The organism is Pseudomonas sp. B19(2017) (assembly GCF_002113165.1).
Taxonomy (GTDB): domain Bacteria; phylum Pseudomonadota; class Gammaproteobacteria; order Pseudomonadales; family Pseudomonadaceae; genus Aquipseudomonas.
In genome coordinates this window covers 214640-236643 of record NZ_NEJR01000007.1, presented here as the reverse complement: position 1 = coordinate 236643, position 22004 = coordinate 214640, and the positions used below count along the sequence as shown (strand labels likewise).

Annotated in this window: 25 protein-coding genes and 2 pseudogenes; 14 read left to right on the top strand and 13 right to left on the bottom strand. The window is 60.8% G+C overall.

Annotated features, from left to right (window positions below; genetic code table 11):
• The first annotated feature begins 75 nt into the window (after positions 1 to 75).
• The 5 genes from CAF70_RS13040 (at position 76) to CAF70_RS13020 (ending at position 2437) form a co-directional block, all read left to right on the top strand.
• Positions 76 to 294, top strand: coding sequence for a hypothetical protein (locus tag CAF70_RS13040; protein WP_085625172.1), 219 nt, complete (start codon positions 76 to 78; stop codon positions 292 to 294).
• Between the two features lie 18 nt (positions 295 to 312).
• Entirely contained in the window at positions 313 to 639 is a 327-nt protein-coding gene (locus tag CAF70_RS13035; protein WP_085625170.1) for a hypothetical protein, read from the top strand.
• Between the two features lie 44 nt (positions 640 to 683).
• A complete protein-coding gene (locus CAF70_RS13030; RefSeq protein ID WP_085625169.1) occupies positions 684 to 1397 on the top strand; it encodes a DUF72 domain-containing protein in 714 nt (237 codons plus the stop codon).
• Between the two features lie 112 nt (positions 1398 to 1509).
• The gene (locus CAF70_RS13025) at positions 1510 to 1806 is read left to right on the top strand and encodes a DUF6555 family protein (protein WP_085625167.1); all 297 of its coding nucleotides are present in this window, start codon (positions 1510 to 1512) and stop codon (positions 1804 to 1806) included.
• Positions 1807 to 1912: 106 nt separating this feature from the next.
• Positions 1913 to 2437 carry a hypothetical protein gene (locus tag CAF70_RS13020; protein ID WP_085625165.1) on the top strand — a complete coding sequence of 175 codons (525 nt, stop codon included), beginning with the start codon at positions 1913 to 1915 and terminating at the stop codon, positions 2435 to 2437.
• Positions 2438 to 2545: 108 nt separating this feature from the next.
• On the opposite strand, the pseudogene CAF70_RS13015 reads toward CAF70_RS13020, so the two are convergent.
• Together CAF70_RS13015 and CAF70_RS13010 are read right to left on the bottom strand one after the other, a co-directional pair.
• Positions 2546 to 2926, bottom strand: a pseudogene (locus tag CAF70_RS13015) (short chain dehydrogenase); the annotation flags it as partial.
• Positions 2919 to 4142 carry a zinc-dependent alcohol dehydrogenase gene (locus CAF70_RS13010; RefSeq protein WP_085625161.1) on the bottom strand — a complete coding sequence of 408 codons (1224 nt, stop codon included), beginning with the start codon at positions 4140 to 4142 and terminating at the stop codon, positions 2919 to 2921. The pseudogene CAF70_RS13015 and the gene CAF70_RS13010, both read right to left, overlap by 8 nt.
• A gap of 298 nt (positions 4143 to 4440) precedes the next feature.
• On the opposite strand from CAF70_RS13010, the gene CAF70_RS13005 reads away from it, so the two are divergent.
• From CAF70_RS13005 to CAF70_RS12990, 4 genes and pseudogenes are all read left to right on the top strand, one after another.
• Positions 4441 to 5031, top strand: a complete 591-nt coding sequence (locus CAF70_RS13005) for a hypothetical protein (RefSeq protein WP_085625159.1) — start codon at positions 4441 to 4443, stop codon at positions 5029 to 5031.
• A complete protein-coding gene (locus CAF70_RS13000; protein ID WP_085625157.1) occupies positions 5031 to 5459 on the top strand; it encodes a phage holin family protein in 429 nt (142 codons plus the stop codon). The genes CAF70_RS13005 and CAF70_RS13000 overlap by 1 nt, the downstream gene beginning before the upstream one ends.
• Entirely contained in the window at positions 5456 to 6262 is an 807-nt protein-coding gene (locus CAF70_RS12995; RefSeq protein WP_085625155.1) for a DUF3618 domain-containing protein, read from the top strand. The genes CAF70_RS13000 and CAF70_RS12995 overlap by 4 nt, the downstream gene beginning before the upstream one ends.
• Positions 6263 to 6340: 78 nt before the next feature.
• Positions 6341 to 7442 (top strand): annotated as a pseudogene (locus CAF70_RS12990) (M42 family peptidase).
• On the opposite strand, the gene CAF70_RS12985 reads toward CAF70_RS12990, so the two are convergent.
• Both CAF70_RS12985 and CAF70_RS12980 read right to left on the bottom strand, forming a co-directional pair.
• The gene (locus CAF70_RS12985) at positions 7439 to 7855 is read right to left on the bottom strand and encodes a low affinity iron permease family protein (protein ID WP_085625153.1); all 417 of its coding nucleotides are present in this window, start codon (positions 7853 to 7855) and stop codon (positions 7439 to 7441) included. The pseudogene CAF70_RS12990 and the gene CAF70_RS12985 overlap by 4 nt on opposite strands.
• 192 nt (positions 7856 to 8047) lie before the next feature.
• On the bottom strand, positions 8048 to 8845 hold the full coding sequence (locus tag CAF70_RS12980; RefSeq protein WP_085625151.1) for an SDR family oxidoreductase: 798 nt from the start codon (positions 8843 to 8845) through the stop codon (positions 8048 to 8050).
• A 108-nt stretch (positions 8846 to 8953) separates the two neighbouring features.
• Here CAF70_RS12980 and CAF70_RS12975 point away from each other — a divergent pair, with 108 nt between their 5' ends.
• Positions 8954 to 9895, top strand: a complete 942-nt coding sequence (locus CAF70_RS12975) for a GlxA family transcriptional regulator (RefSeq protein WP_085625149.1) — start codon at positions 8954 to 8956, stop codon at positions 9893 to 9895.
• Positions 9896 to 9899: 4 nt separating this feature from the next.
• Here the strand turns inward: CAF70_RS12975 and CAF70_RS12970 are convergent, their stop codons facing one another.
• From CAF70_RS12970 to CAF70_RS12950, 5 genes are all read right to left on the bottom strand, one after another.
• Positions 9900 to 10277: an NUDIX domain-containing protein gene (locus CAF70_RS12970; protein WP_085625147.1), complete on the bottom strand. Its 378-nt coding sequence runs from the start codon at positions 10275 to 10277 to the stop codon at positions 9900 to 9902.
• A 65-nt stretch (positions 10278 to 10342) separates the two neighbouring features.
• Positions 10343 to 10654, bottom strand: coding sequence for a hypothetical protein (locus CAF70_RS12965; protein ID WP_085625145.1), 312 nt, complete (start codon positions 10652 to 10654; stop codon positions 10343 to 10345).
• A gap of 219 nt (positions 10655 to 10873) precedes the next feature.
• Entirely contained in the window at positions 10874 to 12478 is a 1605-nt protein-coding gene (locus CAF70_RS12960) for a hypothetical protein (protein ID WP_085625143.1), read from the bottom strand.
• A gap of 70 nt (positions 12479 to 12548) precedes the next feature.
• The gene (locus CAF70_RS12955) at positions 12549 to 14285 is read right to left on the bottom strand and encodes a hypothetical protein (RefSeq protein ID WP_085625141.1); all 1737 of its coding nucleotides are present in this window, start codon (positions 14283 to 14285) and stop codon (positions 12549 to 12551) included.
• The gene (locus CAF70_RS12950) at positions 14282 to 16108 is read right to left on the bottom strand and encodes a tyrosinase family protein (protein ID WP_178076382.1); all 1827 of its coding nucleotides are present in this window, start codon (positions 16106 to 16108) and stop codon (positions 14282 to 14284) included. The genes CAF70_RS12955 and CAF70_RS12950 overlap by 4 nt, the downstream gene beginning before the upstream one ends.
• A gap of 158 nt (positions 16109 to 16266) precedes the next feature.
• On the opposite strand from CAF70_RS12950, the gene CAF70_RS12945 reads away from it, so the two are divergent.
• Positions 16267 to 16746 (top strand): Lrp/AsnC family transcriptional regulator, encoded by a 480-nt coding sequence (locus tag CAF70_RS12945; protein ID WP_085625139.1) that lies wholly within the window; start codon positions 16267 to 16269, stop codon positions 16744 to 16746.
• A 90-nt stretch (positions 16747 to 16836) separates the two neighbouring features.
• Here CAF70_RS12945 and CAF70_RS12940 read toward each other — a convergent pair whose 3' ends face one another.
• Both CAF70_RS12940 and CAF70_RS12935 read right to left on the bottom strand, forming a co-directional pair.
• The gene (locus tag CAF70_RS12940) at positions 16837 to 17220 is read right to left on the bottom strand and encodes a helix-turn-helix domain-containing protein (protein WP_085625187.1); all 384 of its coding nucleotides are present in this window, start codon (positions 17218 to 17220) and stop codon (positions 16837 to 16839) included.
• 173 nt (positions 17221 to 17393) lie between these two features.
• Positions 17394 to 18080, bottom strand: coding sequence for a hydrolase (locus CAF70_RS12935; RefSeq protein ID WP_085625137.1), 687 nt, complete (start codon positions 18078 to 18080; stop codon positions 17394 to 17396).
• Between the two features lie 263 nt (positions 18081 to 18343).
• Here CAF70_RS12935 and CAF70_RS12930 point away from each other — a divergent pair, with 263 nt between their 5' ends.
• A complete protein-coding gene (locus CAF70_RS12930) occupies positions 18344 to 18805 on the top strand; it encodes a RidA family protein (protein WP_085625135.1) in 462 nt (153 codons plus the stop codon).
• A 20-nt stretch (positions 18806 to 18825) separates the two neighbouring features.
• Here the strand turns inward: CAF70_RS12930 and CAF70_RS12925 are convergent, their stop codons facing one another.
• Positions 18826 to 19803, bottom strand: a complete 978-nt coding sequence (locus CAF70_RS12925) for a LysR family transcriptional regulator (RefSeq protein WP_371915952.1) — start codon at positions 19801 to 19803, stop codon at positions 18826 to 18828.
• Between the two features lie 165 nt (positions 19804 to 19968).
• Between CAF70_RS12925 and CAF70_RS12920 the strand changes: the two genes are divergently transcribed.
• Positions 19969 to 20391: a hypothetical protein gene (locus CAF70_RS12920; protein ID WP_085625130.1), complete on the top strand. Its 423-nt coding sequence runs from the start codon at positions 19969 to 19971 to the stop codon at positions 20389 to 20391.
• Between the two features lie 60 nt (positions 20392 to 20451).
• Here the strand turns inward: CAF70_RS12920 and CAF70_RS12915 are convergent, their stop codons facing one another.
• A complete protein-coding gene (locus CAF70_RS12915; protein WP_256573286.1) occupies positions 20452 to 21144 on the bottom strand; it encodes a formyl transferase in 693 nt (230 codons plus the stop codon).
• Positions 21145 to 21579: 435 nt separating this feature from the next.
• Between CAF70_RS12915 and arfB the strand changes: the two genes are divergently transcribed.
• On the top strand, positions 21580 to 21993 hold the full coding sequence (arfB, locus tag CAF70_RS12910; RefSeq protein WP_085625186.1) for an alternative ribosome rescue aminoacyl-tRNA hydrolase ArfB: 414 nt from the start codon (positions 21580 to 21582) through the stop codon (positions 21991 to 21993).
• The last annotated feature ends 11 nt before the right edge of the window (positions 21994 to 22004 follow it).

Sequence of the window (22004 nt, the reverse complement as noted above, 5' to 3'; positions counted from 1 at the left end):
TGAACGGCTGCACGCAAGCCAGGATCAATCGAGCTGAGTCGCCCGTGTTCATTCAGCCCGCCAGGAGTTACAGCGATGGCCAAGTATCTGTACCTGATCAGCTACATCCTCGACAACCAACCCGGAACCTGCGAATTGCGCAGCGACCAGGAAGACCTTAGCCGCGAAGCGGCGCGTGACTACCTGCAAGGCCTGCACCGCAGCGAGGCGTCATCGTTCACCGACGTACAGGTGCAGCGTCTGCAACATGATCATGAGCCAGGCACATCGCCGGGGCATTATCAGCAGCCATGAAAAGATGAGGGCTGGCACATGAAAAGAAGAGGTGAAACCTACAGGCAGTGGTGCGACCCGATTCTGCACCATCAAACCCATGAGGAAGTGCTCGACACCGGCACCTGCATCGAAGTGCAGACGCGCCTGTCACGCACGGGGGCGACCCAGTTGTTCATCGGGGTCTATCGCCCCGACGGTTCGGTGGTGTGCGAACAAGCCTATGACCAGCGCGCCGGGGAAACCATGAGCCGGGCACTGGTGTGGGGAGTGGGGTATGCCAGGCGTGTTGCGCGGGAAGATGAGGACGAGGCGTGCGGTGATGAACCGGCCAGTAGCCGAACCGGCAAGGTCGAGGCTTGGTGAATGATGTTCTGCCGTTGCAGCCGCGGTTTACGACAGGGGCCGTCATGATTTATCTGGGGTGTGCGGGATGGAGCCTGTCCAGTCGTGATGCCGAGGCATTTGCGCAGCCTGGCAGCCATCTGCAACGCTACGCCACCCGCTTCAATGCAGTAGAAATCAACAGTTCGTTCTACCGCCCTCATCGCCCGGAAACCTATGCCCGTTGGGCCTCTTCGGTGCCTGAGGGTTTCCGCTTCGCAGTGAAGCTGCCAAAAGCCATTACCCATGAGCAGCAACTTCAGGGATGCGAATACGCGCTTGACACGTTTCTCGCTCAATGCGGGCAGTTGGGCGACCGCCTGGGTTGCCTGTTGGTGCAGCTGCCGCCATCCCTCCAACATCACCCTCAACAGGCGCGCCGCTTCTTTGAAAGCCTGCGCCAACGGTATGCCGGACCGGTGGCGCTGGAACCCAGGCACGCCAGCTGGCAGTCGGCGCAGCAGATGCTGGCCGACCTGCACATCGCCCAGGTCGCGGCGAGCCCAGCGCGTTTCGTTACCGATGGGCAGCCGGGTGGATGGCCCGGGCTGGTTTACTGGCGCCTGCATGGCGAGCCGCGGATCTATCACAGCGAGTACGCCAGCGAATACCTCCAGCAACTGGCTGAACGCCTGCAGCAAAGCCATGCCGCCGGAGCTTGCACCTGGTGTATTTTCGACAACACCGCCTCCGGTGCCGCGACGGTAAACGCGTTGGCTCTGGAGCAGCGTCTGCGCTGAGCAGGGCGTGTACACCAGGGGACGGAAAAGAGCGGTGACCAATTGGTCAAAATTAATGAATCTTTTTCCGCATGGCTCGCTCCATTAGTCTGAATCGACGAAGGAGAGTCCAATGGCAGGACAGCAGTTGTATGTGATCGAGTATGAGCTTCATGGGGAATATCGCACCTTCATCATCCGGCTCGAGCGTATGAACAACGCTGAGGCATGGCACTGGGCAAGTTGCGACGCGGGGGTAGGCATCATTCCGCGGTTTGGCCAGCACACGATAAAGAAGGTCAGCCGGCCGATGGCTGAACGCTATGGCATCAACAATGTGCGCTGGCGTGCGTCAGGAGAAGGGCCCGAGTTCGTCGCTCCGCCCATTGATGTAAAGAAATTCTCGAATAGCGGTACGGGCAGTAGCTGAGCGGGAGGCGCAGTAGGCCTGTCTGCAGTTTTCAGGCAGGCCTGCGCTCATGGATTCGCTGCTCAGGTTTCGAGACTCGATCATCCTCACTTTCAGGAGCCAGCGCGTGCCGCGAATCATCACTCCAGCTACCCCTGAACACGAAATCAGCGAGCAGAACGCCCGCATGTTCGGTTCGCCAAAGGAGCGCCTGGATTTCTACCGCTGCGAAATACAGTATGAGACCAGCATCCTCGCCAACCGCACCGACGCCTATCTCGCTGCGCAGTCTTTTCTGGTCATCGCCTTCGTGTCATCGATGGGTAACCTGAACCAGAGCTGGGGCGAGATGTTCACGCTGGTCGTTCCGCCGTTTCTCGCCTTGCTGGGCGTTTTGAGTTCACTCAATGCCTGGCCGGGTATTCGAGCAGCCTACAAGATCATCGAGCACTGGCAACTGAAGCAGAGCCACCTGCTGCGCAGCGAGCCATTGATGGGGCTGGCATATGACGAATCGCCCCTGTTCAGTGAGGCGGAAACCTCACTGGCCGGGCACCGCAAGTCGTTGCTGTTCTCGCTGCGTACGCCGTGGATATTCCTGGTGTTCTGGGTAATCCTCGGTACCTACGCTGTGTTCATCCAGCTGGCGTGAGCACCGTGGCCCGGCATGACGCCGCCGGGCCACGCGCTGCATGGCTCAGCGCCGTCTACGGCGCAGCATTGTCAACACACAACCCGCCAAGGCTAGCAGCGCGGTTGCCACGAGCATGCCGCGTACGGGCTGTTGCGAGCGGCCGGGTTTCGGTTCAGCCGGGGCTGAGGCAGGTTGTTCGATGCGTCTGGCCTTGTACTCGGGCGGCCAGTGTTCGATGGCTGAAATCTTCAGGCGTGTACCGTCGACCAGGGTGAGGGTCAGGTCAGCGATGTCTCCTGCAGCGCGGCCGGGGAAAACCGGCTCGCCGGTGGCGTCGAGTTCGTCATAGATGAACCGTTGCCCCTCGAGCCAGCCAATGGCGGTGAGCAGTTCAGGCCCCAGGTAGTATTTGCCGTCGAGGAAAAACCCCGGAAACTGATGTGCTCGCTCAAGGTTTTCCACGCGATAGCGTTCGCCCGGCTTCATGCCGGTAGCCGGGTCAATCATGGCTGGTTACTCCTGTTGTAAAGCCCGTACCCAGCGTGCCGGCCGCAGCGCCCGGCACCAGGATCACCTTGCGGCAGTCGTCCTGTTTCTGGTCGAACAGTTTGTAGCCCATGGCCGCTTCTTCCAGGGCCAGGCGGTGGGTGACGATCAGCTCTGGTTGCAGGCGCCCGGCCTCGATGTGTTCAAGCAACTCCGGGAGGAATTTCTGCACATGGGTCTGGCCCATCCTGAAGGTCAGGCCTTTGTCGAAGGCATCACCAAACAGAAAGCCGTGAATGAAGCCTGCATACACCCCGGGCACGCTGACGATGCCCCCGCGGCGCACAGCCGCAATACTCTGACGCAGTGCCTTGCCGCTGCTGCCTTCGATCTTGAGCGCGGTAAGTACCGTTTCGGTGGTGCTGCCCTTGGCTTCGAAGCCTACTGCATCGATTACCGCATCCACGCCACGCATGCCGGGCGTGAGGCGGATGATGCTGTCGGCCGGGTCGTCGTCCTGCTCGAAATTGATCGGGACCACGCCATAGGAATCGCGCGCGAAAGCCAGGCGGTAGGCATTGTCATCGACCATGAAGATGGTCTGGGCGCCCAGCATGCGCGCGCAGGCAGCGCTCAGCAGCCCGACCGGCCCGGCGCCATAGATGGCCACGGTCGAGCCCTGGCCGATCTGCGCATTGGTGACGGCCTGCCAGGCTGTGGGCAGGATATCCGAGAGAAACAGTACCTTGTCGTCCGGCAGGGCGGAGGGCACCTTGAATGGGCCAACATTGGCTTTGGGGACCCGTACATAATCGGCCTGCCCGCCGGGCACGCCACCGTACAGGTGGCTGTAGCCGAACAATGCAGCGCCGGGCGGGATGCCCTTCTTGTTGAGGATGGCGCCACGGCCGGTGTTGGTGGTTTCGCAGGCGGCGAACTGCTCGAGCTGGCAGAAGAAACAGCTGCCACAGGCGATCACGAAAGGGATCACCACCCGATCACCGACCTGCAAATGGGTAACAGCGCGACCGGTCTCTTCGACGATGCCCATGAACTCATGGCCGAAGATGTCGCCGGGTTCGGTCTGCGGGATCTTGCCGTGGTAGAGGTGCAGGTCAGAGCCGCAGATGGCCGTGGCGGTAACCCGCAGGATGATGTCGTCCTCGTCCTGGATGATCGGATCCGGAACATTGTCGACGCGCACGTCCTGTGCCCCGTGATAAGTCAGTGCTCTCATGAATTCAACTCCTGCAAAGGCGGATGGGCCGTGATGATCTATGCAGGGGAAGCCATGCGATGGGGCAAAGTTCAGGTGAAGTTATCCAGTGGTAACTGGCTGCCGCCTTTGATTCGGCCTCGCATTCAAAGCCATTGCTCCGGTTGCAGCGCTGATGGTTGATTGCGCCGGTTTGTTTGGTCCCCCAGGCAAATGTCATAGATCACAAACGCTGAACTCCCGGCGCCTCACCTGCGTCCCTCGAATGAATGCCGTTGAAAGGCGCATTCGCTCATCAATCAGCTTCGAGGGCGTAACGATGGACAAGACCAATCAAAGCTCGACGTCTCCACCCGGCAGCACCCGAGATCATGCCATGGGCGATGAAGCCGCTGCGCTGCTTGGCGAGGCCAGGCAGAAAGGCAGTGAGCAGTTCGAGCAGTACCGCGATAGCGCAGCCGATCAGCTTGACTCAATCGAGGAAGGTGCACGCTCGGCCGCCGCTGCGCTGCAGGGTAATGACAGCCTGGGGCTGTCGCATTACCTGAACCAGGCTGCAGAGTGCGTGGGCGAGTTCGCCGAGCAGGTACGCCACGAAAGCGCCGAGAGCCTGTTGCAACGCGGTGCCCGGTTGGCGCGGAGCAACCCGGCGCTGTTCCTGGCCGGTAGTGTGGCCGTCGGGTTCGCCGTGTCGCGCTTCATGCGCGCCAGCGCCAGCCATGAGCCCGGTGCCGCCGCCTCTTCCAGTGATTCGCACCAGCCCCAACCATCGCAGGCTGTGACGCCCGATCGTGGCAGCGATGTATCCACCCGCGAACCTTATACCCCCGTCGACCCTATCGGCCCTGGTGCTGGCACGCCGGTCAGCGGCAGCCCGTTCGGGCACGATCCACTCAAAGGAGGTGAATGATGAACAGAGACCCCTTGCATACCACTCCAGGCATGCACACCACGGAAGAGGAAGCCGTAGGTGTTGGCGGGCTGTTGCGCCAGCTGATGCGTGAAGTCCCCGAACTGTTCAGCAAGGAGCTGGCGCTGGCCAAGGCCGAGCTGCAGCACAACCTCGCCACCCTCAAGGCCGGCACGGCGGCGGTTGCAGCCGGCGCGATAGTCATCCTGGCAGGCTTCGTGATGCTCCTGCTGGCGGCGGTCTATGCCCTGGCGCTGGTGGTCGAACCCTGGCTCGCAGCCTTGATCGTGGGCGCGATCACCGTGGTGATCGGGTTCATCATGCTGCAGTCGGGCAAGAAGCAGTTCGAACCCACGCATCTGGCGCCTGACCGTACCTTGCATGCCATGCAGCAGGACAAGGACACGCTGAAGAGGAAACTGCCATGACCACCTCCTTCGAACACGAAGCGCATAAAGACCCTGACCTGCTCGAACAGGAAATCAACGCCAAGCGCGAGCACATCAGCGACCTGGTGGACGCCCTCGAGCAGCGCCTGAGCCCGGGCCAGATGGTCGACCGAGTCCTGGCGTATGCCAAAGGCAATGGCGGCGAGTTCTTCCAGAATCTGGGCACTACCCTGAAGAACAACCCTGTACCCGCCACCCTGACGGTGCTGGGCCTGGCATGGCTGGGCCTGAACCAGAACCGCCCCTTCAACCCCGGGCCTGCGCACCCTGGGCCGGGGTTGGGCGAAAAGCTCGGCGACGCGGTGGACACGGTAAAAGGCGCTTTCGCGCAGGCGGGGGAGGCAGTGCACGACGCCAGCCAGAAGGTGCGCATGAAAGCCCATGACATGCGCGATCGGGCCAGTGAACTGGGCAGCGGCGCCCGCGACTCCATGGGAGCTTCCGCGGACACCCTGCGCCATTCGGCACACAAGGCTACCGATCAGGCCACGGCACTGAAGGTCCAGTTCGACCACCTGCTTCAGGAGCAACCTCTGGTATTGGCCGCTTTGGGGATCGCACTGGGTGCGGCATTGGGGGCATCGCTGCCCAGTACCCACAAGGAAGACCAATTGATGGGGGCCAGCAGTGACCGTTTGACCGACACGCTCAAGGCCAAGGGGCAGGAGGTGAAGGCGTCGGTTGAAGCGTCGCTCGATCAGGCAAGTGATACGGCGTCGACACAGGCAGAGCGCAGGTCTGGAGAGGCCGACCTTTCCTCAGGGTTGGGCTTCAACTCCTGATCCGCGGAATGTGCGTTGCCAGCCCTCTGCCAGGCAGGGGGCTGGCATGTGTGCAGGTCAACCGCTTGCAGCTTGAATATGGGAGGCTCTGTTTTGAAGATCGACGCATTGTTGACCGAACTCCTCAATGCCCGGGGGCCAGGGGGACAAGAGGATGAGGTGCGCGCCATTTGCCTGCGCGAGCTCGGCAGGCTCTGCGATGACACGCACATAGACGCTGCTGGCAACGTGGTGGGAGTCATTCGCGCCGGGCTTGCATGCAATCCTCAGACAGCCATACGTGTAATGGCCCATCTCGATGAAATCGCCATGATCGTCAAGAACGTTCACGAGAACGGCACACTGGAGGTTCTTGCCCTCGGGGGAGCGCAACCGATCAGCTTTGGTGTCTGCCCTGTCGATATCCTGGGCGATGAACAGATCCTGCCTGGCGTGCTGTCCTATGGCTCGATGCACAGTAGTGGTCGGACTGCCAAAGGGAGCGATGTGCTGGCGGGGAAATGTCCAGTGGAAGGACGTGCATGTCGTTACGCGCAGGACCAGGCAGGAGCTTCAGAAGTCGGGGGTTCGACCGGGCACCCGGGTCGTGCTCAGCCAGCACTGGCGCCGGCCATTCAAGGTACAGGACTGTGTTGCCGCTCACTTTCTCGATGACCGTGCGCCCATCAGCGCTGTCATCCTCTGCGCGCAGCTGCTGAGTGAAAGGCGAGCGGCGTTGAAGCAGGATGTCTGGTTCGTGCTCACCACGCTGGAGGAGGAGTCGAATGCCGGTGCCATGTACGCCGCGTCCCGGTTGCCCGGCGACACCACCATTGCCGTCGAGGTCGGCCCGGTGCTGGATGAGTATGGTACGGAGCTATCGGTCGACCCGATCATCAATACCGGTGACCAGAAGGGCTACTACAGCCGCACCGTGGTACAAGGCCTGATCGCCGCTGGCCGCAGGGCAGGTTATGCGCCGCAGGCGGCATTGCTCGTCGACTTCGCGTCGGATGCGAGTGCGGTATTGAGCGCCGGGATCGCCGCCCGGGCGGGCTGCATTGCGATCCCGACCGAGAATACCCATGGCTTCGAGATGGTACTGCTGGATGGCATCTCAGCCTGTGCTGAAACGTTGACCGAGTTTCTGCTGGGCCGCCAGGACGAATGTCACGAAGCCAACGACCCTACAAGCCTCTAGCGCTGCAGGTTGTCCCGAGCGGCATCGTCGGCCTGCTGCGCGCGAGGCGGCTGTTGGGGCGTTTCGCAGTCTGTGCCCATCGCCTGATACGCCTTGCGCAGTTGGTGGATCTCCCGGTTGTCGAGTGATTCGAGATCCAGTACTGATTGCTCTGCAGACTTTGTGGCGCGAATCAGTTCGTCGAGCTTCACGTGGATGATGTCATTGTCCCGGTTCTGGGTGTTCTGAATCAGGAAAACCATCAGGAAAGTGATAATGGTCGTAGACGTGTTAACGATCAGTTGCCAGGTATCGTTGTAGTGAAACCAGGGCCCGGAGGCAGCCCACAGGGTAATGAGTACCACGGCGATCAGAAAAGTAGTGGGTTTACCGGCGTGCTTGGCGAGCCACTGGCAGAACAGCGCGAATTTCATGGTGTTATCTCCACTGCGATCTACTGTTCTGACCACAGCGGAGCGCTGAAATCCTTTTTGCCTGGTCGCGTCGAGATTCCTGAAAAGCCAGGTAGATGCCGGAACAGTTACGGCCTTTTGCTGATAATCGGGTGGCTGTGGCCCTGGTTGAAAGGCCCACAGCTTTACCCATGCTGGCGTTAGCGATCCTGATCAACTGGCCCGGTAACGCGGGGCCAGCCGATTGCTGGACAGTTGGCCGAACAAGGCGTGTCGGCTGGCTTCGTAGCGTTCGAAGGACTCCAGGTCGTGCATCGAAGGGATCGAGATCAGCACCTCGTCGTCAAAGTCCTGCAGGGCACCGTCGACCAGGTCCTGGGCCGACATCACGATGCCCGGATCGAGGTTTTCGACTGGCAAGCCGCCGATCTGCCAGAAATCGGTGGCGGTAGCCCCTGGCAGCACGGCCTGGATCCTGATGCCTTTGTCCGCAAGCTCTTTGTGCAGGGACTGGGTAAAGGCGGTGACATACGCCTTGCTGCCACCGTACACACCGTTGAGCAGTTCCGGCGCCAGGCTGACAATGGACGAGATGTTGATCAGGGCGCCTTGCTTGCGGGCGACAAAGCCTGGGATGGCCGCGTAGGTGAGGCGGGTGAGGGCGATGATGTTGAGGGTGATCATTTCAGCCATGCGTTCGACATCACTTTCCAGCAGGCTGGTGTGAGTGCCTATGCCTGCGTTGTTCACCAGCAGGCTGATACTGGCATCCTCGCGCAATTTGCGTTCTACCTTGGCCAGGTCATCGGTGTTTGCCAGGTCTGCCGGAAACACCTCCACGTTCTGTCGGGTTTCGGTTGTCAGCCGGCTGGCCAAGGTGTTGAGGCGTTCCCGGTTGCGGGCGACCAGCACCAGGTCGTAACCCCGACGTGCCAAGCGTTCTGCGTAGATCGAACCGATGCCGGTAGAGGCACCGGTGATGAGCGCTGTGCCTTTGAATTGCTGTTTCATGGTCATGCTCCGTTGTTTGGTTGTGCAGCCCATGATGCAGAAGGTCGTGCTTGTCTTAAACGACACATATGGTACGTTTTCCGGACATCGAATTGTGGAGCACAAACCATGCACCGGGTCGGCTACCTCATCACCGAAGGGTTCCAGATCATGTCCCTGGCGACGCAGGCCGTGTTCGAGTTCGCAAATATTGTCGCGGGCGAAACGGTTTACAAGATCCAGAATTTTTCCGTCGGCGGTGGCACGGTGCGTTCTTCCCTGGGCATGTACATGGACACGCTGCCGTTGGGAGCGCCTGGTTTGGCTGATACCTGGATGATCACGGGGACCCTGACCCCGCTGACTCCGCCAAGCGAGGAGGTACTGGCCAGCGTTCGAGGCTTTGTCGACGGCGCACGCCGCATCGCAGGCCTGTGTACCGGCTGTTTCGTGCTAGCCCAGGCCGGCGTGCTGGATAACCGGCGGGCCACGACACACTGGGCCTACGCGAAAAAGCTGCGTGAACTGCACCCGAAGATCGAAGTGGAAGAAGACCGAATCTTCATTGTGGACGGCCAGATCTGGACGTCCGCCGGAATGACGGCCGCACTGGACATGGCGCTGGGCATGGTGGAAAAGGATCTGGGGACCGACATGGCCAGGTCAGTGGCGCGTAAGCTGGTGATGCATCAGCGCCGCTCTGGTGGGCAATCGCAGCATTCCGAGTTGCTGACGCTTTCGCCAAAGTCTGATCGGATTCAGAACGCCCTGGATTACGCGCGCAAGCATTTGAATCGTCCATTGACTGTCGAAGAGCTTGCAGAGTCCGTGCATCTGAGCCCTCGGCAATTTACCCGCGTGTTCACTGCCGAGACAGGTCAGTCACCGGCCAAGGCGGTGGAAGGCCTGCGTCTTGAGGCCGCCCGTTTGATGATCGAGCAGAGCCGCCACAGCCTGGACGTGGTGGCGAAGGAAACCGGGTTCAGGGACCGTCGGCATATGCGCGAGGTGTTCATGCGTGGATTCGGCGTCCCGCCTCAAGCCGTGCGAAGGGATGCCAGGCGGGTCTGATCTACTACACAGGCAGCAGTTGCTCACGTTCAAGCAGCTCGAGGTTGGACGGCTTTACGTGAACTTTGTGCAGTTCAGGCGCCGTAAACCAGCGACACTCCACGATCTCGTGAGCTGCAGCAGGTTCTGCTCCAGGTTCAACAGGCAACTGATAGAGGTAGTGCTCTTCGCCTGCGATCACATAATGGTTGAGGAATCGAGCACCATTGAAGGGTAGACACGTTTCCTCCATCAGCTCGCGCTGCGCTGTATCCAGGTGATGCTCGCCCGGGTCGATTTTCCCACCTGGCAAGGACCATTCAGCGCTTTGCTTGCGCACGAAAAGGATGCGTCCTGCTTGCAGGCAAATGACCGTCGAATGACGCTCTCTGGAACTGTTCATGAGGAGCCTCCCGTACGATGGAGGTGGCACCAGGGCAGAACTCACCCTGATGCCCGTGCTGCTGATCAGCGATCTTTGTCCCACTGCTGATCATCTGTCCGGTTTTGCTGACCGCCCATGGGCTCCTTGTCTGCAAGGTTCCGGTCCTGCTTGTCAGTCGCAGGTTGGCCGCCTTGGCTGCCGCTGTCACGGGAACGTTCCCAGTCCTTGTTCATCTTGTCCTCAGGCTTTTGCCCGGACTGGCTGCCGCCTTGCTGCTGTTGACCGGGCATCCGACCGCCCGAACCCTGGCCGCCTTGCTGGCCAGTACCGGCTTTGTTACCCATGCCGGTGTCAGCATTGCCTTGGTTGCCGCCCTTGTCCTGATTGTTAGCCATGATCGCTTACCTCGGGTCAGACACAGGAAGCTCTGTGTGTACTGTTATGACCCGCACCTGTTCGTGCGGTATGCACGGAATATCCGGCAAGCTGACCAAACGCATTAATATTGGGGATACGAAATTCTGGTGTGCGGGCAGGAACGTAGCTGAACGGCACTGGAGCTGGCGGCTGACAAGGCCCTGTGCGGGGCGATCGGTGATCGCCCCTGTTGCGGTTCAGGGGAGGTCCTTGAGGGTTTCGAAGGCTTTGACGCTTTTGATCAGGCTTTTGTTGCTGGCGGAATCGGCACTGTTGAACAGGAAAGAGTAGTCCGAGGCCAACGACGGGCTGCCGGCAATCGTCGCGTACTGGTGGCACTGGTTGCAGTCATCACCCTGTACATAGGTCTCCAGGGTAGTATTGGCCACCGGCACGTTGCCCTGGCTTATGAACGGCCCGTATGACAGCGGCACTTGCGCGTTGGCGCCCGGTTCCGGACTGGGCGGATTGGGGGCGAGGGTCCAGAGTACGTTGATCAGCTTGTAGTACTGGAACACCGACTGGCCTTGGCTGTGCTGCGCGAAGTTGGCTTGTACCGCGCTGTTGAGCGCTTGCAGGTCGCCGGGCACGGGGTGTTCGCGGGTGGTCTGTACCGGCTGGTCGCGTGGGAAGCGATCGGTGCACTCCTTGTCGGGGTGGTGTTGCTTGCACTGGATACGGGCCTGGTTCGGTGTGCACTCGGGGCCGCTGCCACAGTCGGGGTTGTTGAAGGCAAACCCGTTCGGCGGGGTTTGTTGCGGCGGGGCCTGGGCCGGTTCGGGCACGTTGTCCACCTGCTCGAAGGTGGTCCAGATGAAGTTGGGCGAAGCCTGGGTCTTGTTGATGATATGCAGGCCCACCAGGCCAACCACTTCCTGGGTGCAGGCCAGCGTGTCGGGGCGTTTGAGCCAGGCGACGGTGGTCAGGTAGCGCCCGAACAGCTCGGGTTTGCCGGTCAGCACCCGCCAGGCGGCTTTGACTTCGATCGCCCCCAGTTGCTCCTGTGGGACCGGGGCGGCAGGCAGGGAGCGCATCGGTTCGCCGGCGGGCAGCGACAGCCCCGCCGGGGACTTGCCGTCCTGGTTTTGCGCGACCTTCAGCTGGTTGGCCGCGTCGTAGAGGCCGTTGTCGACGATGTAGTCGAATTCGGCCTTGCCCACCTTGCGTTCGAAAAACACCAGGTTGCCCGACTGGTCTGTCAGCCAGCCGCCAGACGCCTCCATGAACGGGTCGGGGCTGGATGCCAGCGTCCCGCTGGACAGGTGGAAACCGTGCAAGACGTTGATCGCGCTCTTGGAGGTTGCGTTCATGAACTTGCGCGCGCCGACCTTGAGTGCCTTGAGGCTGCCCTGGGTGCTGCAATTGGCCGGTACCAGGGTTTGCACGCCCCAGCCGCTGGGCGTGGGTGCGCCGGGCAGGAAGATGTCGTTGGCGTCCTTGTAGCTGGCCCACACCGGCGCCACGCTCATGGGTTGACCCGGTGTGGCAGGTACCCCGAACTGCGCCAGGCTGCTGTTCAGGTCGGGTTCCCCGGCCAGGCTGGCAGTGCCTGGCCAACCGGGGTTCACCGGCCAGTTCAGGGCAATGAACAACTGCCAGGCAAAGCAGTTCATGAACGCCTGGCTGGTGGCATTGAAGTTGTTGACCGGCAGGAACCCGCCACTGGCCGGGTTGAACACCAGTTGCTGCTGCACACAGCTATCGGCGTCGGACTGCGTGGCCGCCGTGGCTGTTTGCTGGGCGGACAGGCACAGGAGAATGCCGCTTAGCAGCGACAGAAGACTCAAGCGTAGGCTGGACATCATTGCGCTCCTTGCAAGCTGGGAAGCCGCACCCGAAGGTGCGGCGGTAGCGTCGCGCGAGTGGCGCGGTTCAGGCGCCAGGCACCAGCGCCAGGCCGGATTCCCAAGGGTGGTCTGCCGCGCTCACGTTGGCGTCTTCGTCCGGGTTGAGCGCACGTACCGTCACCAGGCCGGGTGCGGCAGTGGGGCTGACCGTGATCGTCAGGATGTAAGCCTGGGTGCCGCCGGTATTGGTCTGGCCGGGTATGGCAGTTGCGTCGGGCAGGTACTGGGTGACCTGCGCGGTAACCCCGGGGTTGGAGAATTGCACCCGGGCGTTCTCTGCGGTGGTGTTCTCGTCGGCGCCTTGCACCACCAGCACGAATTGGTTGCTGCTGCCCGGGGCAAGCCAGGCGGGCAGGTCGGTGGGTGAGTTGCCGTAGAACAGGTCCAACGGCAGCAGCTGCACCGGCCAGGGTTGCAGGCCTGCCACCCGGTCCTGCACGCAGGGGTAGGAAGCAGGCGTGGCGGCGAGTGGCTTGACGGTGACGCTCAGGCCCACCAGCAACTGTTGGGCGATGACCCACACATGGTTGACCGGTTGTTTGTTGATGGTGACCTCGTTGATCGAGAAACCGGCGCTTTCCGGTATTTCGAACACCGCCTGAAGGATCTGGTCGGAACCGTTGGCCGCGGACTTGGCCGCGCCGCGCGTGATATGCCAGTACTGGCTCACATCCTGGCCTTGCGGGCCCTTCCAGGTACTGAAGTCGGTGGGTTGTTGCAAGTACAGGCCAATCGGGTTGGTCAGCGACAGGCGGTTGTTCACCGCCGTGCTGTTGGCCATGAAACCGATGTGCGGGTCGGAGTTGCGGTAGTTCTGCCCGTACTGCGCGCAGCAGATCAGCGACTGGGCGTTCTGGCTGCTGCTGACCGGCCGCAGGATGGTGGCGGCGGCGGCGAGGTACACCTCGGCACTAAGGGTATTGGGGCCGGAGGTCAGGTGCATTGCCCCGCCATACTGGCCGGGCACACTGACCGTGCCGGCATTCCATTTGTTGACGGTGTCGTACGCCGGCTTGCCGGTGGTGGGATCGATGACCGGCTCACCGGCCTTGCCGGTCGGGCCGTCTTCGGTATAGCGCAGGTACAGGTCTTCGAGCCGCACGTTCGGGTCGATGTATTCGCGGTACAGGCCCAGCACCGCATTCGGGTCGATGCGCCACATGGTCAGGAAATACGCCGGGTTTTCACAGGTGAAGGTGATCTTGCGCATTTTGCCGTTGCCATCGCGCACGATGGACCACTCGCAGTATTCGTCGAGCCAGCCCCGTGGGCCGGAAGGCGAGAAATCCTTGTACGGGCCGTTCCAGGCGATGCTCGGGCAGCGCTTGGCCGGCAGTTGCAGCAGGTTGCCTTGCTTGTTCGGGTCATAGAGCCTGTAGACGGTGTTGTCGAGGCTGATCTGGCCATGGTCGGCCAACTCCATCACCTGGTCCAGGGTCATGGCCTTGCCACCCAGCTGCGGAATGACCGCCGTGCCATTGTTGTAGAAGAACGTCCACAGTCGGTTGGGGAAAGGCGCCCAGGTGATTGCCGGCGGGGTCACGTCGCCGAAGCCTTCCACCAGCGGGTTGTAGTAACCCGAGCGGGGCGCATCGTTCAGGCCCGACCAGGGGTTGCCGATGATCGACGACTCGGTCCAGCCGGTGAGGTTGTTGTTCCAGTCGGTTTCGAACTGCGGCAGCTGGTCTTCCAGGCCCAGCTTGTTGTAGTCCTTGGGGGCTTGGCCGGCGGGCGAGGTGAACTGCTTGAAGGGCGTGCTCATGTCGGTTCTCCTGGTGTGCGTGAGGTGGAAGCAGAGCAGCAGCCGGCGACCGGGGGCGGGCCGGCGAGGGTCTGGCGCGGGTCTTCCCACACCAGTTGGGCGGTGAAACCGGGCAGAGTTGCGTATTCGTCAGGCGTCAGCACGCGGCCACTGTCGAGGTGGGTCACCACCAGCGACAGGGGCACCGCATCGCCGCGGCCAAGGCCTAGTGCAGCGGCGTTGCGGGCGGCATTCAGTGCCCGCGACACTCCGTGGGTGATGCACCTGCCCTTGTCGTCCACCAGCCCCATGCCGATGCGGCTGAAACGCCCCACGTAATGCGGGTTGTCGGCGCTGACGTGCTGCGCCGTGGCGTCGGGCTGGTCAAGAAAGACGTCGATCAGATAAGTGTCGTGGGTGCAACGTACGTGATCGAACACCACCCACGGCCCGGGCCCTGCGGCGTTGCCCGCGACAGGACCGGCTTTTGCGCTGTGCTTGCAGCAGGCGCCGGTGGCACCCTTCGGCGCACCAAACTGCGGCGCCACCGGCACTCCGTAGTCGTAACCGATGTGCCGGCTGTCCTGGGCCATGTCGCCGAGGGTGGTGTAGCGCCAAGCGTCGGCGCTGGTGAACGTTACCTGCGTGGCGTCGCGGCCGGCGAACGGCTGCAGCAGGCACTGGGTGGTGAACTGTGCCGCCGGGTTGGCCCTGATCCAGACCTCGAGCATGCGGTCGATGTTGGCGTGGTAGGAGCAGAACACCGGGTCGAAGGCGGTGTAGGCGTTGTCGGCCATATCGCCGCCGATCCAGCCGTGATAGTTGTCGTGGGGTTGCTCGTACAGGCCGTCGAAGTTGAGGGCACGATTGGGGTACAGGCTGTCCTTCTGGGGCGGGTCGAACACCGGAATGTTGGCCCACGGATAACCGGGCACACCCTGTGGTTGGCTGAAGGTGGTGAACTTCAGGGCGTCCACCACCTGTTGCTGGAAAATGCGGCTCATGCCGTACAAGCGGGTGCGATCCGCGCGCGAGTCGTCGCCGTGGGTGTAGAACAACCGGTCGCGTTGCACATACCGGCAGTCCACCCCGTTGACTGCGCCACCGGCGCACACCTTGGAACAACCATCCTTGGCGGCCGCGTAACGCAGGGGATTGGGCCGGGTTTCGCCGGTGTGCGGATGCACATAGGTTTCATCGAGAAACGCCTGGGGCAGGCCGGCCTGTGGGCTGCCGTCGACGCTGGCATCCTCGGCCATCCAGTCCCAGTAGGGAATGGCGCAGTCGATCAGTTGTTCCAGGTACAGCAGGTAGGCCCGGTGCCAGAGGGCAAATGCCTCCTGGTAATGCAGGCACCAGTTGGTGTGGATGTAGGCGTAACGTTGCCAGGGTGAACCGCTGTCGGGGTCGCCCACCTGCATCACGTCGTCCAGGCGGGCGCGGTATAGGTTCAACTCCTCAAGGCTGAGGGCGCGGATGTCCTTTCTCACCCGCTTGACCGGTTGGGGCAGGTCCGGTGGCGGAATGCGTTCGGCCAGGTCGAAGGGAGAACTGGCGTCCAGGCGCCAGCCCTGGTTGACCCATAACCTGAAGGTTTCCAGCGCGTCGATCGGCCAGAACTGCTGCTGGTCGAGGGTCAGCGGCATGTTGCGCGAGGCCAGGTGCTGGTAGATGGTTTCTGACCAGGCTTTGACCGAGTCCGGGTCGTCCAGGTACACGAAATAGGCGTTCATGCACCCGGTCCAGGAGGCCGCCACGGCGGCACGCTGCGCGGCGGGGATCCAGTAAGGTGCGGTAAAAAGGCCGTGGATGTCCGCGGCCCAGGTCGGTTTCGCGATGATCATAAGGTCCCTCCATGCGCCCCGCAGGCCATCTCTGGCCGGGCTGCTAAGCTGAGTTGATGGTAAAGAGATGGCACGCAGGGAATCGTGCAATTTGGCCCGCCCTTGCGGCGGATTCATTGCAGTTTTTCAGGGAAGACACGGGAAAAATGACAGACGCCATGGATCTGAAGATTCTGGGCAAGCTGCAAAAGGATTGCAGCCAGAACCTGGAGTTGCTGAGCGACAGCGTCGGGCTGTCTTCAACCAGTTGTTACCGGCGTATCAGGCGCCTGGAGAGCGCAGGCATCATCAAGGCCAAGGTCGCGATACTGGACGAGCGCAAGCTGGGCATTCAGGTGACCGCCTTCTTTCTGGTGAAACTGGACCGCGACAGCAACGACATCGACCGCAAGATGCAGCACATCCTGGCCAGCCACCCGGAGATTCAGGACTGTTACCTGATGACGGGCGAGTTCGATTTCGTGATGGTTGCCAAGTTTCGCGATGCCACCGAGTACACCGACTATATCTATCGCTTTCTCGACACGTACCGGGATATTCCGATTCGCACTTATTCCTCCACGCTGGTGGTGCGGACGGTGAAAAAGTCCTATGAGTTGCCGCTGGAAGGTGGGCTGCACCGGGCTTTCGATCTTTGACGCCGTGTCTCCAACCTCCTGCTTTGCTATGGGCCAGAAGCTTGATGCAGAAGAGTACAAATGTGCTCACTGATCAGGTATAGGCTCAGTTTAAACAGACGCTTGTCGCTGCCAGGCCTGCGGCGACATTCCCTCGGCCTTCACGAATGCTCGACAGAAGTGGGACTGATCGCAGAAGCCGCACTCCAGTGCGATCTCGGCGAGCATCATTCCCGAGCCCCCCAGCAGTTCTTTGCTTTTGCGCAACCGTTGTTCACGCATCCACTGCTGCGGGGGCACCTGCAGGGTATCCCTGAACATTCGTGTGAAATGGCTGCGCGACAGCGAGCAGGCTTGGGCGAGTTCCGTAACCGTTATGCCGGTATCCAGGTTCTCCAGCATCAACCTCTTGGCAGTCGTGACTTGCCAGGGCTTGAGCAGGCCGGTTGTTTTCAGTGCGACAGTCGCCAGCACAGTGCAGTGATCACTGTTCATACAATCCATTTATCAATCAAGTGGGCACGCACGTTTCGACTGGGCAGAGCAGGCCACTGCAGCCTCGGCGCGGGCTACAGACGATAACGCTCGATTCGATGGCCTGGCTCAGCCAGCCGGCGTACCCATCAGCGGGTCAATGAACAGCCCCTGGATGCAGGGGCTGGCAATGCTCAGACAGCGGCAGCAACCGGGGCCAGGGTTGGGCCGTGCTGAACGCGCTCTGGCGCTTTGTGCACCATGGTGTAGGCATAGTCGACACCCATACCGTAGGCGCCGGAGTGTTCTTTCACCAGCTCCATGACGGCATCGTAGGTGTCGCGGTTTTTCCAGTCGCGCTGCCACTCCAGCAGCACTTGCTGCCAGGTCACCGGAACAACGCCAGCCTGGATCATGCGCTGCATGGCGTAATCGTGGGCTTCCTTGGTGGTGCCACCGGAGGCGTCAGCAACCATGTAGATTTCATAGCCGGCATCGTTCATCGCCGACAGCGCGAAGGTGGTATTGCACACCTCCGTCCACAGGCCGGATACGATGATCTTGTTGCGACCGTTTTTCTTCAGTGCATCTCGAACCTTCTGGTCATCCCAGGAGTTCATGGAGGTTCGCTCCAGCAACGGAGCGTCGGGGAAGACGGCGAGCAGCTCGGGGTAGGTGTGCCCAGAGAAGCTTTCGGTCTCGACCGTCGTGATGGTGGTAGGCACATTGAAGATCCTGGCTGCCTTGGCCAGGCCCACAGTGTTGTTTTTCAGTGTCTGGCGATCAATGCTCTGAACGCCGAAGGCCATCTGTGGCTGCTGATCGATGAAGATCAGTTGGCTGTTGAACGGGGTCAGCACTTCAGTTTTTGGGTTGTTCATGTTTGTTCCCTGTCAGCTGGTTGATGGTCATCGCACAAGTCACGGCGCCTGCCTTTTGCAGACTGTGCTGAGGCACTGGATGACGTCCTCAGTGATGCCCGTTGCTTGCGTCCGAGCACAAGATAGCCAATCGCAGCGGGAATCGGTGGCGCACTTTTGCGCTCTTGGAGGCGCAATAATGCGCCCTTTGCTTGTTCATCCTGCTGCTAGCATTCGCACGCAAACGCGGGTCTACCTGATCCGGTTTGCGCCAGGAGAAAGCGATGGCAGCTTCACAACCATTCAACAAACAAACCGCCTATTGGGGCGTTCCGTGGGAGAAGACTTACGGGTATACGCAGGCACGGCGGGTAGGGAACGAGATCTACGTTTCGGGCCAGTTCAATCACGACGAAGAAGGGAACCTGGTCGCGCCGGCCCCGTTGGACCGTGACGGCAGGCCCTGTGATTTCGCTTCAATGGGGGACCAGATGCGCGCCTGCTACGACAATATCGCCAAGCTGCTGGCGCTGTATGGCGCGACGCTTGAAGATGTCGTGGAGGAGACGCTTTACGTACTGGACATGGACGCGGCCTTCGCCGTGGTCGGCACGGTGCGCAAGGCCGCGTACGGCACGGAGCGGCCTCAATGCGCCAGTAACATCATTGGCGTCTCGAGGCTTGCCCAGCGCCCACAGTTGATCGAAATCGCCTGCAAAGCGGTACTTGGCTCACGCGCTGAGTGACCTGCAATCCCGGTTTCGCGCTACGTGACCGGGAGTACCCATTGGCCCTCGATCAACGGCTTCTGGTTGGCAACGGCAGCTGCACAGAACGTCATGAAGGCTTTGACCCGCCACGATCTGCGGATGTCCTGGTGCGTCAGCAGCCACAGTTCATCCTGCAGCTCCGGTATTACCGGGCCGACCCTTTCAAGCCCAGGCGTGATATCACCCAACATGCAGGGTAAAAAACCCACCCCCAGGCCTGCCGCGATTGCAGCACTCGCGGCGGCAACCGAGTCGGTGCGGTACGAGATGCACTCGGCAGCGACCCGGTTTTCGACATAGCTCGTTGCCTTGAGCCCGCGTAGCGCTGCGGAATAGGAAACCCATGCCTGGCCTTCAGTGAACAGAGGAGCAGGCGTTATATGGTTGCTACTGCCGTAGGGCGCCCAGGCGATCGTGGCCAGTTTGCGACCCACCAGGCTTTCGGCGGGTTTCCTGGTCGCGCGAACCGCAATATCCGATTCGTCTCGCGCAAGGCTCAGTGATTCGTTGCCCACCAGCACCTCAATCGTGATGCCTTCATTGAGGGCCTTGAAATCCGCGATGATGGGGGTGAGGAAGTAAAGCAGCAGTGAGTCGCTGGTGGTGATACGAAGCTTGCCGAGTGGCCCTTGGCCGGCACGTGAGACACGCCGCGTCACGCTGACGATGTCCAGCTCCACGCGCTCGGCGAGGGCACGTAATTCCGCACCCTCGAGGGTGAGCAGATAGCCTGATTTGCGGTGGTCGAACAAGGCTACGCCAAGTGTCTTTTCAACCTGGGAGACCCTGCGGGAAACGGTGGAAACGTTGATGCCGAGCTTCTTGGCCGTGGCAGCGCGATTGCCACACTCACTGAGCGTTTTGATGATCCGCAGGTCGTCCCATGAGAGCTGGTTTGCAGCCTCACTCGCGCTCCATTTCACGTCCTTGGGGGCAGCGGGGGCAGTTGGGACATTTCCAGGTAACGACTTCACGAAATCCGTTCCAAATCAGATTGCAACGATCATACGAGAAGGGGCGGCGTGAACCAAGCATGCGCATGAAGCCAAACGAGGGGCTTCGGTCGTCCCTTCATGGGCACATCAGTAATTGTAGGGGTTATCCTCAATAGTTAGCCCAGTAGGCTTTGGGGAACTACCATGCGCAAGCTGACACTGTTGTTCGCGATCGTTGCATTTGAGGGTTGTCAGGCGCCGCTGCCCGCTGCGAATCCGCAGATGGCTTGGGTCGATCTTTCGATACCATTCCCTAATGACCGTGTACTGTTGGCCGAACGCCTGGACAAACAGCGCCTGCGCGACGGTCGCTTCTTTGAGGTCAGCCCCGGCAGCCATGAATTGGTCGTCAGGTTCGACTACGAAGTCAATGGCGGTGGTGGCATCAGCCTGATGGGTGGCAGCACGGTAAGGCAATGCTACCTGACCATCGACTACGCGAATTTCAAGGCAGGGCAACGCTATGTACTGGAGGCCCGCTCCATGGCCATGACGCCAGAGGCGAGGCTCTATGATGCCAAGGGAGAGATTGTGGCGCAGGTTACCGAACTCTATTGCCTGATGTGATGGCGCTGCATGCATCATCCTGGCATGCCTGCGTGTTCGCGAAGCGCGGCCGTTGAGTTCTTAGAGAATATTTGTCCGCAACGGAAATCCGTACGATTCGAAAAGCTCCCAAACGTCCTCGCGATCGAAGAGCCGCCACCCCAATGTCGTGAACTGCATCAGGTCATCCTCGCCGGGAAAGGAGTAGTAGGCCCCGGCAGATGGATCCTGAGGCGTCCCCGTCATAGGCTCATCGCGCTCCAGGCGCCTGATTGCGTTCATGATGAGACGCGCGCCTGGTTGATAAAGTGAAAGGATGTGCCACAGGAGGGAGTGCTCCTTTTCGACTGCCACCCGGGCAGTCTCAATGATGCGACCAAGATCAATGCCGGGGCTGTCGATCCAATGGAGCGTACAGCCGATCTCCGGGTCCCCGTTCAACAGCGCCCGGAAGGTCGCGAGAACACCTCGATACTGAGGCAAGAGGCCAGAGTGAAGATTGAGGACGCCACGTGACGGAATTGCCAACGCTTCATTATTCAGGATTTGACCAAAGCGGATCGAGATGAACAAATCCGCCCCCGCATCCTGCAGCATTTGCAGGCCCGCGGGATCCCTCAAGCTGGGCAATACCCGTACAGGAACCCCAAAGCGTTGCTGCAGCTCAGCAAAACCGAATCGAAGCCCGCTGCTGACCTGGTTGCTCGATCTGACTAACCCAGGGGGCAAGGCATTGAAGAAGTCCTGCTCGATCAATGCCAGTTGTCCGAGCATGGGTGGCACCTTCCTGGCCGACCCCACTCTTTCCGAGAGGAATATGCCCACTGTGCTCTCGTGAATCTCGGGTAAGAGGTAATTCAGGGTGAGATTGCTCTCAACGTCCCGGTTCACCAGAAAAGCGATTCGCAACTTTAGACCTCCGGCAGCCTTGCCTTGAGATGCTTCAATGGCCAATCCAACACAAGCGGATCAATCGTATTACCATTGTTTTGCCATGACGTATGGACGGAAGGCTCGATCTGCTCAGTCCGTTCGGGTAGCAGACCTAGCATAGTTGCATTATGCAAGAGGCTTCAGAAGGCGGCAGATATCGAGGCTAACGGCAATGGCGGAGTGGGGTGCCTCGATCAGTGTGGGCCCAACCGTATTTTGTTCTGTGGGCGAGCGGCGAAGGCTGTGATAATGGAGGGGAATCACAAGGGCCATGCCATGCTGACCATCTCCAATAACGTGCATCTGCCAGATGCCGACATCGAACTGAGCTACATCCGCGCGCAAGGCGCGGGTGGGCAGAATGTCAACAAGGTGTCCAGCGCCGTGCACCTGCGCTTCGACATTCCCGCCTCGTCGCTGCCCGAGTTTTACAAAGAGCGGCTGTTGGCGCTGCGTGACAGTCGCATCACCGGCGAAGGCGTATTGGTCATCAAGGCACAACAATACCGCACCCAGGAGCAGAACCGCGCTGACGCGCTTGCGCGTCTTGCCGAGTTGATCATCGCTGCCGGCAAGACCGAGAAGAAACGCCGCCCCACCAAGCCGACCCTAGGCTCGAAAACCCGCCGCCTTGAAGGCAAAGCCAGGCGCAGCACTGTCAAGGCGGGGCGGGGCAAGGTGGAGTTCTAGGCTCTCCGGTT